This window comes from Clostridium acetobutylicum ATCC 824 (assembly GCF_000008765.1).
GTDB lineage: Bacteria > Bacillota > Clostridia > Clostridiales > Clostridiaceae > Clostridium_S > Clostridium_S acetobutylicum.
In genome coordinates this window covers 3,405,232-3,418,282 of record NC_003030.1, presented here as the reverse complement: position 1 = coordinate 3,418,282, position 13,051 = coordinate 3,405,232, and the positions used below count along the sequence as shown (strand labels likewise).

The 13,051-nt window shown below is 31.7% G+C and carries 17 protein-coding genes; 11 read left to right on the top strand and 6 right to left on the bottom strand.

Translation table 11 applies throughout. From position 1 onward, the window contains the following. Window positions 1-2 precede the first annotated feature (2 nt). From CA_RS16825 to CA_RS16800, 6 genes are all read left to right on the top strand, one after another. A complete protein-coding gene (locus tag CA_RS16825; protein ID WP_010966543.1) occupies window positions 3-782 on the top strand; it encodes an ABC transporter ATP-binding protein in 780 nt (259 codons plus the stop codon). Window position 783: 1 nt separating this feature from the next. Then, entirely contained in the window at window positions 784-1,920 is a 1,137-nt protein-coding gene (locus CA_RS16820; protein ID WP_010966542.1) for an ABC transporter permease, read from the top strand. 80 nt (window positions 1,921-2,000) lie between these two features. Next, window positions 2,001-2,573: an RNA polymerase sigma factor gene (locus tag CA_RS16815; RefSeq protein WP_010966541.1), complete on the top strand. Its 573-nt coding sequence runs from the start codon at window positions 2,001-2,003 to the stop codon at window positions 2,571-2,573. Continuing rightward, window positions 2,570-3,031, top strand: coding sequence for an anti-sigma factor family protein (locus CA_RS16810; RefSeq protein WP_010966540.1), 462 nt, complete (start codon window positions 2,570-2,572; stop codon window positions 3,029-3,031). Before CA_RS16815 ends, CA_RS16810 begins: the two co-directional genes overlap by 4 nt. Window positions 3,032-3,033: 2 nt before the next feature. Continuing rightward, on the top strand, window positions 3,034-3,630 hold the full coding sequence (locus tag CA_RS16805; protein ID WP_010966539.1) for a DUF2953 domain-containing protein: 597 nt from the start codon (window positions 3,034-3,036) through the stop codon (window positions 3,628-3,630). Window positions 3,631-3,711: 81 nt separating this feature from the next. Continuing rightward, window positions 3,712-4,113: a GerW family sporulation protein gene (locus tag CA_RS16800; RefSeq protein ID WP_010966538.1), complete on the top strand. Its 402-nt coding sequence runs from the start codon at window positions 3,712-3,714 to the stop codon at window positions 4,111-4,113. 47 nt (window positions 4,114-4,160) lie between these two features. Here CA_RS16800 and CA_RS16795 read toward each other — a convergent pair whose 3' ends face one another. Further along, window positions 4,161-4,568, bottom strand: coding sequence for a hypothetical protein (locus CA_RS16795; RefSeq protein ID WP_010966537.1), 408 nt, complete (start codon window positions 4,566-4,568; stop codon window positions 4,161-4,163). 104 nt (window positions 4,569-4,672) lie between these two features. Beyond that, window positions 4,673-5,953, bottom strand: coding sequence for an ATP-binding protein (locus CA_RS16790; protein WP_010966536.1), 1,281 nt, complete (start codon window positions 5,951-5,953; stop codon window positions 4,673-4,675). Between the two features lie 126 nt (window positions 5,954-6,079). Between CA_RS16790 and CA_RS16785 the strand changes: the two genes are divergently transcribed. The 5 genes from CA_RS16785 to CA_RS16770 all read left to right on the top strand — a co-directional run bounded on the left by CA_RS16785 (window position 6,080) and on the right by CA_RS16770 (window position 10,076). Continuing rightward, window positions 6,080-6,547 carry a methylated-DNA--[protein]-cysteine S-methyltransferase gene (locus CA_RS16785; RefSeq protein ID WP_010966535.1) on the top strand — a complete coding sequence of 156 codons (468 nt, stop codon included), beginning with the start codon at window positions 6,080-6,082 and terminating at the stop codon, window positions 6,545-6,547. A 298-nt stretch (window positions 6,548-6,845) separates the two neighbouring features. Next, window positions 6,846-8,237 carry an asparagine--tRNA ligase gene (gene asnS, locus CA_RS16780; protein WP_010966534.1) on the top strand — a complete coding sequence of 464 codons (1,392 nt, stop codon included), beginning with the start codon at window positions 6,846-6,848 and terminating at the stop codon, window positions 8,235-8,237. Between the two features lie 252 nt (window positions 8,238-8,489). Continuing rightward, window positions 8,490-9,365 (top strand): membrane protein, encoded by an 876-nt coding sequence (locus CA_RS16775; RefSeq protein ID WP_010966533.1) that lies wholly within the window; start codon window positions 8,490-8,492, stop codon window positions 9,363-9,365. 66 nt (window positions 9,366-9,431) lie between these two features. Continuing rightward, complete coding sequence (locus CA_RS20265; RefSeq protein WP_242663036.1) at window positions 9,432-9,686, top strand: hypothetical protein; 255 nt, start codon at window positions 9,432-9,434, stop codon at window positions 9,684-9,686. A 21-nt stretch (window positions 9,687-9,707) separates the two neighbouring features. Then, window positions 9,708-10,076 carry a hypothetical protein gene (locus tag CA_RS16770; protein ID WP_010966531.1) on the top strand — a complete coding sequence of 123 codons (369 nt, stop codon included), beginning with the start codon at window positions 9,708-9,710 and terminating at the stop codon, window positions 10,074-10,076. 73 nt (window positions 10,077-10,149) lie between these two features. Here CA_RS16770 and CA_RS16765 read toward each other — a convergent pair whose 3' ends face one another. From CA_RS16765 to proB, 4 genes are all read right to left on the bottom strand, one after another. Then, entirely contained in the window at window positions 10,150-10,572 is a 423-nt protein-coding gene (locus CA_RS16765; protein WP_010966530.1) for a GNAT family N-acetyltransferase, read from the bottom strand. A 77-nt stretch (window positions 10,573-10,649) separates the two neighbouring features. After that, window positions 10,650-10,904, bottom strand: a complete 255-nt coding sequence (locus CA_RS16760; protein ID WP_010966529.1) for a hypothetical protein — start codon at window positions 10,902-10,904, stop codon at window positions 10,650-10,652. An 18-nt stretch (window positions 10,905-10,922) separates the two neighbouring features. Further along, entirely contained in the window at window positions 10,923-12,179 is a 1,257-nt protein-coding gene (locus CA_RS16755; RefSeq protein ID WP_010966528.1) for a glutamate-5-semialdehyde dehydrogenase, read from the bottom strand. 24 nt (window positions 12,180-12,203) lie between these two features. Continuing rightward, on the bottom strand, window positions 12,204-13,007 hold the full coding sequence (gene proB / locus CA_RS16750) for a glutamate 5-kinase (RefSeq protein ID WP_010966527.1): 804 nt from the start codon (window positions 13,005-13,007) through the stop codon (window positions 12,204-12,206). Window positions 13,008-13,051 lie beyond the last annotated feature (44 nt).

Here is a 13,051-nt window from a genome sequence, read left to right as displayed (position 1 = left end):
AAATGGATGCTATTGAAATAAAAAACTTAACTAAAAAGTTTGGAAATTATACTGCGGTAGATAATATAAGCTTTAATGTTCCTAAAGGAAAGATATATGGTTTTATCGGTCCAAATGGATCAGGAAAATCTACAACTATAAAAATGCTCTGCGGTGTTTTAAAACCTACTTCGGGAACGGCTTACGTTTTAGGGCATGATGTTAGGCGTCAAAGAGATAAAATAAAGTCAAAGATAGGATATATGTCTCAAAAGTTCAGTTTGTATGAGGATTTAACAGTGAATGAAAATTTGAACTTTTATTCAGGAATTTATGGTATTAAAAAGGATAAAAGAGAAGAAATGAAAAAATATATAGTTAGTATGGCAGGACTTAAAGGAAGAGAAGGGGTTATAACAGGAAATCTTTCAGGAGGATGGAAACAGAGACTTGCACTTGGGTGTGCTTTAATACACAAGCCTGAAATCTTAGTTTTAGATGAGCCTACATCTGCTGTTGATCCCGTGTCTAGAAGGATCTTTTGGCAAATGATATATACTCTTTCTCGTGAAGGAATAACAATACTTGTTACAACTCATTATATGGATGAGGCTGAAAGCTGTGATCTTTTGGCATTTATATTTGATAGTAAGCTCATGACAATAGGGGCACCTAAGGAACTTATAGAAAGAGAAGGAGTAAATAAGCTAGAAGATGTTTTTATAAAGTATGTTGAAAAGACCACTCATCAAAAGGTGGAAAATTCCTTTGAAGAACTAAAGAAAATGGTGGGAGGTGAGTAAAGTGAATTTTCAAAGATTTAAAGCTATAGTTAAAAAAGAAGTTATACAGCTTAAACGTGATAGAGCAAGTTTTGGAATTGCTATTATGATGCCCATAGTTATGATATTTTTGTTTGGATATGCTGTAAATACTGAGCTTAGCAACATATCAATGACAGTATTAGATCAAAGCAATTCTATAGAAAGTAGAGAGTTAATTCAAAGCTTTCAGAATACTGGATATTTTAAAGTTGTATCAAGAGTTAAAAGTATCGAAGAAGTAAGAGAAAAGATGGATAAGGGTAAGGTTCATGCAGCTATTGTTATACCTCCTGATTTTTCAAATAAACTACAAATGAGAGAAGAATCAAATGTACAGCTTTTGGTAGATGGATCTGATCCGACAACTGCAAGAACAGCATTTAGCAGTGGAGTTGTATCAGGGCAGCAGTATGGTATGAAAAAGCTTCAAGGATTTGGAGAGAAAACAAGCTCAAAGTTCCAAGAAGGAGGGGTTAATGTAAATACTAGGGTATTATATAATCCCAATTTGAGAAATCAAAACTTTACTATTCCAGGTCTCATAGGACTTATTATGCAAAATATAACCATACTTTTAACTGCATTTGCATTAGTTCGTGAAAGGGAAAGGGGAACTATAGAACAACTCACAGTTTCACCCTTAAAAGCAGGAGAGATAATATTAGGAAAGCTTGTACCGTATATTTTTATAGGATATATAGACTTTTTGTTTTCATTAGTTTTAGGAATAAAGTGGTTTAACGTTCCTATAAATGGCAGTATACCTCTTTTGCTTTTATTAGGTTTTGCTTTTGTAATATGTGCTCTTGCTATAGGAATATTGATATCAACTATTTCAAAAACCCAACTTCAAGCAATGCAGTTAACAATATTGGTGCTATTACCAAGTATACTTCTTTCAGGCTTTGTTTTTCCAAGAGAGGCAATGCCGAAGGTAATACAGCTTATAGGAAATGTGCTGCCGTTAACTTATTTTTTAAATATACTAAGGGGGATTATAACAAAGGGAGTTGGTGTGCAATATTTATCAAGAGATATAGCAGCTATGTGTTGTCTTGCAGTTATTCTTTTGACTTTAAGTATAGTAAGATTTCGGGCGAAACCATATAATAGTTAGAAAAATTTATAAAAATGTGAAACTTTTTTTATGTAAATGTGTATTATTAAGTGTAATTTATATTTGATGGGGGGATGTTTTTGGAGATAGATAAAGAAATTCTTAAAAGATGCAAGAAGTACGATAGAGCATCCTTCTCACAATTATTTCATTTGTATGAAAAGTATCTATATAATTTATGCTACGGATATACTCAAAATACTAGTGATGCTATGGATTTAGTTCAAGAAATATATATCAAAGTTTTTAAGAATATAAAAAACTTTGATGAAAACTTACCATTTCACCCTTGGGTAAGAAAGATATCTGTTAATACCTGTCTTAACTTTAAAAGAGACAATAGAGGTAATGTTATGTCCTTAAATTCAAAATATTATGATAGCGAATTTGAAGAAGAAGATAGATTAGCAGAGGATTATAATATGGAACAAGAAGTGGTAAATAGAATAAATAATGAAGTAGTAAAGGAAAGTATAAAAAAGCTTACATATGACTATAGAATGGTAATCATGCTTAGATATTATGAAGATTTAAGCTATGATGAAATTGCTAGTGTATTAGATATGCCTATAGGAACTGTGAAGACTAAAATTTATAGGGCAAAAAATGTTTTGAAGAAAAGCCTTGAGAAAAAACTGGAGGTGAAAAAATGAGCTGTAAGTTTGATAAGAAGCTATTATACGACTATGTTGATGAAACTATTGATGAGTTATCAAAGATATTTGTTGAAGAACATCTTAAATACTGTGAAGATTGCAGAGAAGAACTCCAACTAATAAGGCTTATGGATGTAAGAGTGAAAGAAACTCTTAACAATGAAAAAGCTCCAGAGGGACTGCACAATCTTGTGGATTTAATTCTTGACAATTGTATGAAGGAAGAGGGAGAAGAGGATATAAATTTAAGCTTTAAGAACTATATCGAAGACTTGAACGCAACCAGAAAAGCAGTTTTACAGGCGTATAGTATTAGCTATAAAAATCCTTATAATAAAGCTGTAAGTAATGCATTAATACTTCCAGTAAAAGAAACTCAAAAAATATTAGGGAGATATTTAAATAAAAAAGTTCTAGTAGTAAATAAAATAAAAAAATTGTTAAGGGTGGGATAGCAATGATATTTTTAAAAGTGTTTCTTATGATATTGGCGACCATTCTTATAATTTTGTTAGTATGTCTTCTAGCCAAGGTAAAATACGGTCTAAGCTCACATATAGGAGATGACAGTATAGATATAAATTCGAGTATAGTATTTTTGTTTGGAATCATTACAATTAAATTTATAAAAAAAGGTGACAAGCTCGATTTTAGTGTATGTTTATTTGGCAAAAGAATGAAGAAAAAGAACAAGAAACAAAAGTATAAAAAAAAGAAGAATAATAAGAAAAAGAAAAAGTGGAAAAGCATTTTTACAAACTTGCTTGAATATTTTAGACAAGTACTTAATATTTTAAAGCCTAAGGTTTTTAAAATAGAAGGAGTGTATGGATTTTATGATCCGTCTATTACAGGTATTATAAGTGCGATTTTGCCAATAGTAACAGAAATAGTTCCTTTAGCTAGTATAAGTTTAGACCCGACTTTTGAAGAAGAAAAATTAGATATAAGCATAAAAATCTATGGAGATATAACTCCAATTGTTTTAGCAATTAGGACACTTAGTTTTTTATTAAGTAGAGATGTAAGAAAAGTTATTTTTGAAAAAAGCTGAAACTTTTTCTAAGGGCTAGGTGTATTTAATAATATATAAAGCGCTTTGTAGAATTAAAAATATATTAGGAGGAATTTTATTATGCAGGATGAAAAGAATTTTATGTCAGGTGTTAAAGAAAATTTAGATGTGTTATTTACTAAGTTGGAGAAGTTTTTAAGAACTGAAACTGTTATTGGTCAACCTATAAAAGTTGGAGAAACAACATTAATTCCAATAGTAACTGTTATGTTTGGATGTGGAACAGGAGGCGGTGTAGGTGATAACAAAGGTATTAAAGGACAAGGCGGCGGACTTGGAACCGGTGCTAGAATAAGTCCAGACGCAGTTCTAGTTATAAAAAATGATGATGTTCAAATGCTTCCAGTAAAAAAAGGTGCAAACTTAAGTAAGTTAATTGAAATGGTTCCTGAAATAGTTTCAAAAATAAAAATTGATAAGGAAAATAAGGAAAAAGAAGAAGTTAAGAAAGAAGAAAATTAATAATTAAAAAGGTACATTGCAGTAATAGCAATGTACCTTTTAATTATTTAGGAATTATATGATTCCTTAAAAGCATTTTGTATAGCAGTCATTTGATCCTTTGTAACAACTCCTGAAGAAACAAGAGTTTCAATAGGGTTAGCTGTCTTTGATGTATAAGAGCCATAAGCTGCACATTGTACTGCTGTTTGAAAAGCAGATTTTACACTGTTTGCTTGTTCCTGAGTTAAAGTTCCATCAGTAACTAAAGAATTAACAGATTTACTGAAATCACTGTTATCAAAGCTGTTGGCATCCTTCTCTATAAGGGACTGAACATCGTCTGTACCACCAGAGAAATAGTCACTTACTTTCCATGTTTTTTTCTTATCATCATCTGATAGGTAGTTTGCTAAAGATGCATCCTTCATATAAGAATTGAGGGAATTTAGGTTTATACCATTTACTGAACTCACTATATCACCTCCAAGTAAAATAATGCCCAATAATTATAAAGTCGTTTAATATATTTATATCTTTAGTATTCCGCTAAATATAACTTGTGGATATAATTGTAAGACTATCCTTGAGAGGATATGTAGTTTATAAATTGTTTAGCTGTTCTTCCAGAACGTCCATTCTGATTTAATGCCCATGCAGCAGCTTCTTTTTTTAAGTTTTCATCAGAAATATCTAAGTTCAATTTTTTAGCTAAACCTTCTACTATTTTAAAGTATTCCTTTTGGTCAGGTGATACATAGGTTAATTTTAATCCAAATCTATCAGAAAGAGATAGTTTTTCATTTACAGTATCGGAATTGTGAAGTTCCTCCCCGTTTTGGAGTTTATCTCCCCAGGTTTCTTTAATTAAGTGGCGTCTATTTGAGGTAGCGTATACAAGCACATTAGAAGGTATTTTTTCTATTCCACCATCTAAGAAGGATTTCATTTGTTTGTATTCAATTTCTCCTTCCTCAAAGGACAAATCATCTATAAATACAATAAAGTATTTGCCTCTATTTTTGAGTTCCTTAAGGATGTCAGGAAAGCATAAAAGCTGACTTTTAGTTATTTCTACAAGCCTGAGTCCTTTTGAATAGTACTCTGTAATCATTGCTTTAACAGAAGAGGATTTTCCGGTACCTCTAGCTCCAATTAAAAGTACATTGTTAGCAGCATGTCCATTTAAAAAAGCTTCTGTGTTCTTTATTAAGGCATTTTTCTGACGATCATATCCTATTATATCTGAAAGGTCTATATAGTCATAATCAGGAATACCAACAAGACCATTGTCCCACCTAAAAGCTATATTTTTAGACATTTCTCCAGAGCCTATTTTAAAATAGTATTGAATAATCTTTTTAAGCATATCTTCTGGAGAAGCGGCTTTAAGTATTTCTAATTCGTTTTCTTCAAACATATTTACATTCTTGGTATTTAAAGTAGGAAAATAATTTTTTATAAGTGAATCATCCTCATCAGCTAGTGTACCAAGATTTAAATTTGAAAGCTTTTGCAAAATACAGATATCATTTAATGCAGCCTTGTATAGACTTTTTTCTATATTGCTGCCACATTTCTCTACTGCCCCAGTAAAGAAGTTTTTAGAGTTAAGTATTGAATGAACAAAGTAGGATTTTAGTAAATCACCCTTAAGTCCACAGGTTTCTGAGTGCTTTATTAAATTATGAACAATATTATAGTAAATATTCTGAATTTTACTTTGGTTTCTTTCTTCGGATTTTACCTCTAAAAGAAGTGTTTTTAAATCATCAACTATTGGATCATTTAAAAGATCTCTAAATACAATTAATTTATTCATATCCATATGTAAGGATTCAAGTGAAGATAAATTTTTCATTTTTTCTGCCCCCTGTTTATTATTTTGGAAAGTTTGAAGCGACTTCCCCCTTTAATTATTATAGATTATTATTGCTGTGTGGTATATAATATTAAGCAACAAATTTAACAAGTGAGGAGTTATAATATGAATGCGAAAAATGAATGTGCATATTACAAGTCTCCAATCGGAAATTTAGAGATAAAGGCATTGGATGAAAAGGTGTCAGAGATAAATTTTGTTGAAGCTATGGGAGAGGAAAATTTTCAAAGTGATGTACTAAAAGCTGCTTTGATTCAGATAGATGAATATTTTAGAGGAAAAAGGAAACAATTTCATTTAAGGCTATTTATAGATGGTACTGAATTTCAAAAAAAGGTTTGGAATGAGCTTACAAGGATTTCTTATGGGGAGGTTGTAAGCTATGGTGAAGTCGCAAAAGCCATAGGAAATAAGAATGCATCAAGAGCAGTTGGGGGTGCAAATAACAAGAATAAGATCCCCATAATAATACCATGTCATAGAGTAATAGGAAGTGATGGAAGACTTATTGGGTATGACGGCGGAATTTGGAGAAAAAAGTGGCTATTAGAGCACGAAAGAAAATTTAAATAGTATAGGCGATATAGTTGCTTCGTTGACATACAATGGTATTATGATATTATAGTAAATTGGATATTATTATAGAGAAATACTTCAAAAACTTAATTTATATATGCTAAAATATCGAATAGAGTGGTCGATATTTTGGCATGTATAAATTAATAGTTGAGGCTATTTCTCTATAAAAGAAACTAAAGTTAAACTTATAGGGTTTCTATATAGGTCTATTTATTGAGACTTATAGGCAAATTGGGTTTACTACAGAAACGCCACATGGAATCCTAAAGTTGTCAAATCAGGAGGGTAAAATATGGAAAACGTACTTGTAAAACAACTTTATAGATTATCCAGTGAATTTGGTGGAAAAAAAGTAAGACTATCAGGCTGGGTAAGAACTATAAGAGCATCTAAATCTTTTGGATTTATTGAAATCAATGATGGAAGTTTCTTTAAGAACATCCAGGTTGTTTTTGATGATAAACTTGATAATTTTAAAGAAATTTCTAAGTTTATAATAAGCTCAACAATTACTGTTGAAGGAGAATTTGTGCTTACTCCTAATGCTAAGCAGCCATTTGAAATACACGCTGAAAATATTACGCTTGAAGGTAATTCAGACAATGACTATCCACTTCAAAAGAAAAGACATACTCTTGAATATCTAAGAAGTATTGCTCACTTAAGACCTAGAAGTAATACTTTTTCTGCAGTATTCAGAGTTCGTTCTTTAGCAGCATATGCAGTACACAAGTTTTTTCAGGAAAGAGACTTTGTATATGTAAATACACCGCTAATAACTGCAAGTGATGCTGAAGGAGCAGGAGAAATGTTTCAAGTAACAACTCTTGATCTAAAAAATCCACCTAAAAATGAAGAGGGAAATATAGATTTTTCAAAAGATTTCTTTGGAAAAAAAGCAAACCTTACAGTTAGTGGTCAGCTTTCAGCAGAGACTTTTGCGTTAGCTTTCAGAAATGTATATACTTTCGGACCAACATTTAGAGCAGAAGAATCAAACACTACAAGACATGCAGCTGAATTTTGGATGATAGAGCCTGAAATGGCATTTGCAGAACTTAGCGACTATCTAGATACAGCTGAGGAAATGGTTAAGTATATAATAAACTTCGTTATGGAAAATGCTCCAGAGGAAATGGAATTCTTTAATACTAGAATAGATAAAGGGTTATTTGATAGACTACACAATGTTGTAAACAGCGAATTTGGAAGAATAACTTATACTGAAGCTGTTGATATCCTTGAAAAATCAGGAGAAAAATTTGAGTATCCAGTTAAGTGGGGAATAGACCTTCAAACTGAGCATGAAAGATATTTAACTGATAAGGTATTTAAAAAGCCATTGTTTGTAACGGATTATCCTAAGGATATAAAAGCTTTCTATATGAGAATTAATGATGACAACAAGACAGTAGCAGCAGCAGATTTACTTGTTCCAGGAGTAGGAGAGATTATAGGAGGAAGTCAAAGAGAAGAAAGACTTGCTGTTCTCGAAAAAAGAATGGAAGAATTAAATTTAAATAAAGAAGACTACTGGTGGTATCTTGAACTTAGAAAATATGGAGAAACTAAGCATTCAGGATATGGACTTGGATTTGAAAGAATGATTATGTATTTAACTGGCATTTCAAATATAAGAGATGTAATACCATTCCCAAGAACAACAGGAAGTGCAGAATTCTAATAATATATATGACTATAAAATAAGTTTGGATTTTTTAGCCGTCAGTATTTGCTCATTTTCTATAGCATGAGCAAATACTGACGGCTATTTTTATATATTAGGTGCAATAAGTTTAATATTAAAATTAATAATATTAAAAATACTTGATAAATTTATTGGAAAATTATATGATATAACAATACAATATGTATTTAAAGTATTAAAATTTCGCAAGAAATATATTTAAGCAATATATAGATTAGAGGTATACAAATGTCGGAATTAACAACAGGAATAAGTACAATTGGAATGGGAAGCACAAGAAAAAATATTAACCTTGCATTGGATTCAATAAGCAGTGCAAAGAAAAATCTTAATTCAGCTTTACAAAAGCTTGAAAGTGACAGTAATTCATCAAGGGTAAGAACAAAGATTGATGAAATAGGAAGAGAATTTAAGTCAATAAATCAACTTGGAACTAAGATTGAAAGAATAGGTAAAAACATAGATTATGCAATAAATAAATTTGAGGAAGTAGATAGAAAATGTTCTGAAAGGTTAAAAGCTAGTAGCTACGATTATAGAAAATCCATAGGGCTTTTAACAAATACAGAGAAATATGGAGGGGTTGTTGGTTCATGTGTTGACTGGGGGCAAACTGCCTGGAAAAATACAAAAGAAGAAGTTAAAAATGATATTACATATATAGGTAACTTACCACCATTTAAAAAGGCTATAAAGATATGGAATAAGTATCATATTGGTGCTTATTTGTATACAGGAGTAGAAATAGTAGTTGGAGTATTAACAATTGCTGCATCAGTAGCAACCATAGTTGGAGAGATAGCAGGTTCAATACCATCAGGAGGAGTAAGTCTTTTAGCAATAGGTGGATCATTAGTAGCATTGGTACATGGTGTTAACTCCGTATATAATGGAGTCCAAGACTTAAAATCTATTGGAAAAGGTGATTTTGATAAAGTAGGTAATAATAAAAATTACTTGCAAGAAGGGTATGAATATTTAGGAGGAGGAACCGGTTGGTTGGTTGGTAAAGGTATAGATGGGTTTACAAACAATAAAAATAATCAGTATGCAAGTGAATTATGTGGTTATGGGAAAACAGTAGGGTATGTAGGCTATTATTGAGCTGATATGTATTTTGGAAGGGGTTCAGTCAAAGATAGCTTAAAGATATTAAAAGCTGGGGATACTGTGAAGAATTTATGGACAACATATGAAGTTGGTAACTGGGTAGAAGGATCTAAGATTATGAGAGACTTAAAAATAGTTGAAAAAGGTCCATCACTTATTCAAAAGGGTTATGCAGCAATAAATGGCTCATCAAATGGGGCTAGTATAGTATATGATGCTAAAAGTGCTAAGGGTGATAGTCAGTTTAATAATGTAACTAAGGATATTAAAGATGTATGGGATACTGCAAGAAATGTTCTTTCAGGTACTAATTAGAAATAAGGGTAGGCGATATTATTGGGAAAAAAGGATAGGAACTTATTTGATAGTAGTGAGAAGAAACTGATTAAGGATTATTTGATATTAAAGAACAGAAATAAATTATTTTTAGGACTTGTGTTTGGTCCTCCACTAATTTTTTTAATTATTATTGAAATAGGATGTATTATAAAAAACAGATATGAGCTATTGACATTATCGTATATAGCTGGTGTTTTTTTTGGAGGTTCCCTTTGTATGTTCATTTTTGTAGAGTTAATAGACATGATACAAGCAACAACAAGGGAATTTATACATGATGATAAAAAAGGTAAATTAATATCGCTTATATTATTTCTAACCTTTTTATTTAAAGAACTTTTTGAGATAGCTCACCATCATAGGTAAAGATTGTTGTTTTAATTTACTGACTTATAAAGGAAAAATTATAAGGCTCTCATAAAAATAAGAGCCTTTGTTGTTATTTAAATCGTATAATTAAAGTCATACCACAGCCGTTTTTTTCTTTAATTCTTTTTTGAAAGCCAAACTTTTCATAAAAGCCTTCCTTGCCATGAGCACTTAATAGTTCAATGCAAGTTTTCCAACCAGTAGGTGTTTTAGATTCAATAAATGAAAGCATATCCATCATAAGAAGCTTACCAATACCTCTGTTTTGGTATTCAGGCATAACGGCTACATCTTTTATAAAGTAAGACATACTTAAATCTCCAACAATCCTTCCCATGGCAATAAAGTTACTCCCATCAACTACACAAGCTGTGTAAAGTGAATTTTTTAGTGCTTCCTCAACTTGATCAATTGAAGGATGTCCCCAGCCAACAGATTCAGCTAAAGAATTGAATACTTCAGGTGTTAAGCTTCCCCTTTTTATTTCAAACATATAGTCGCCCCCTAAGTTTATTATTGATAAAAAATGACAAGTGGTAACTTAGCGTATCACCTGTCATTTTTTAATTACTATTCCCCACGAAGTTCATTTAAGATTTTTTTTGCTATTGCATCAGCATCTAAATCATCGTTTACTTCCAGCATAAGATGTTGACATTTACCTGCAGCTTCTCCGGTAAGATAAACAATTTCACCCGTAATATCATCAATTTTTTTTACTACCCTAGCTTTATCTCCCTTTTTTACTAAAACTTTTCCGCCCAAATCTAAACTGATATAATGATCTGTTTTAAATTCGATTACTTGACCAATAGAAACCTTCATGATTAATCCCCCTAAAAATTATTTTCTTATTTGCCCATCTCCATAAATTACATATTTTGTTGTAGTAAGCTGTTCTAACCCCATAGGACCTCTTGCATGCAATTTTTGAGTGCTTATACCTATTTCGCCGCCAAATCCAAATTGTTCGCCATCCGTGAATCGTGTTGAAGCATTTACATATACAGCAGCAGCATCAACTTCCTTCAAAAATCTTTGAGCGTTAGTATAGTTTTCGGTTATTATTGCTTCAGAGTGCTTTGTACTATATTTAAATATATGATCAATAGCCTCTTCAAGTGAATCAACAACCTTTACGGATAATATTAAGTCCAAAAATTCTTTTCCGAAATCCTCATCAGTAGCAGGAACTATATCTTTTACAATTTTCTGAGTAGCAGCGCAGCCTCTTATTTGAACCTTTAGCTCCTTAAGCTTACTCGAAATTCTAGGAAGAAATTCATGAGCTACATCCTTGTGAACTAAAAGACTTTCCATGGCATTGCATACTGCTGGACGCTGAAGCTTAGCGTTTATTATTATTCTTTCAGCCTTATCAAAATCAGCATATTTATCTACATATACATGACAATTACCGGTTCCTGTTTCTATTACAGGTACGGAAGAGTTCTCAACAACACTTTTTATGAGCCCTGCTCCACCTCTTGGAATTAATACATCTATAAGACCATTTAATCTCATCATTACATTAACGGTTTCTCTATCGGTGATATCTATAAACTCAATTGAACCATCTGGAAGACCAGCAGTTACTACAGCATTTTTTATTATTTTTGCAATAGCAGTGTTAGAATTTATAGCTTCTTTTCCACCTCTGAGTATTACTGAGTTACCGGATTTTATGCATAGAGCAGCAGCATCTACAGTAACATTAGGTCTTGCCTCATAGATTATTCCAATGACTCCAAGTGGCACTCTCATTTGACCAATTTGAAGCTCATCAGGTGTTTTCCACATTTTTATTACTTCTCCAATTGGATCTTGAAGAGAGGAGGTTTTTATAAGTGCTTCTGCCATGTCAGTAATTCTTTTATCGTTCAAAGTAAGTCTATCTATAAGTGCTTTAGAAGTACCAATTTTTTCTGCATTTTCAATGTCTATTTTATTTTGAGATAATATATAGTCCTTATTTTCTAAAAGAGCCTTACTCATTTCTATAAGGGCCTTATTTTTGGTGTTAGTGTCTGCGTAAGAAAGTTTTTTTGCAGCAAGCTTAGAATTTTTAGCTATGTTAATAACGTAATCTTTTATATCCATTTTAACCCTCCGATATAATAAAATTTATTTGTTTTTAGGTATAAAGAGAGTTCCCTCATTCTCAAAATTCAAAATATTTCTTATGGCCTCTTGCTTTTCACCATTTGCTATAACCATCGATATTCCATTTTCAGTAGCTATTTCTGCTGCTCTGATTTTTGTTGCCATTCCACCAGTGCCGAGCTTTGAACCAGCGCCACCAGCTGATGCTTTAACTTCTTCATTAACTTCGTTAACTGTATCTATTAAAACAGCATTTTTGTTTACAGCAGGGTTTGAATCGTACAAACCATCTATATCAGAGAGTAAAATAAGTAAATCTGCTTTTATTAAGCTTGCAACTCTTGCAGATAAGGTATCATTATCTCCGAATTTTATTTCCTCAACGACTGTAGCATCATTTTCATTTACAATAGGGATTATTCCATGATCAAGAAGTGCTGAAAAGGTGTTTTGAACATTTACAACTCTTTTCTTACTAGATAAGTCTTCTCGTGTTATTAGTATTTGCCCTACAATTTGACCATATTCAGCAAAAAGCTTTTCGTAAGTATGCATTAAAACACCTTGACCTACAGCAGCTGCTGCCTGCTTTTCTGGAATGGTTTTTGGTCTCTCTTTTAGTCTGAGCTTCCCAATTCCAGCACCTATAGCACCAGAAGAAACTAGTATAACCTTGATGCCTTGATTATGTAAGTCTGCAATTTGTCTTACAATATGTTCTATTTTATAAAAGTTAAGAAGTCCACTTGGATGTGTTAAAGTTGAACTTCCTACTTTTATGACAAGTCTATTTACATTACTCAAGTATTTTTCTCTTGTATTCATAATGTTTTGCTACTAAAATATTGTATAAATATTTTGTGAATTTA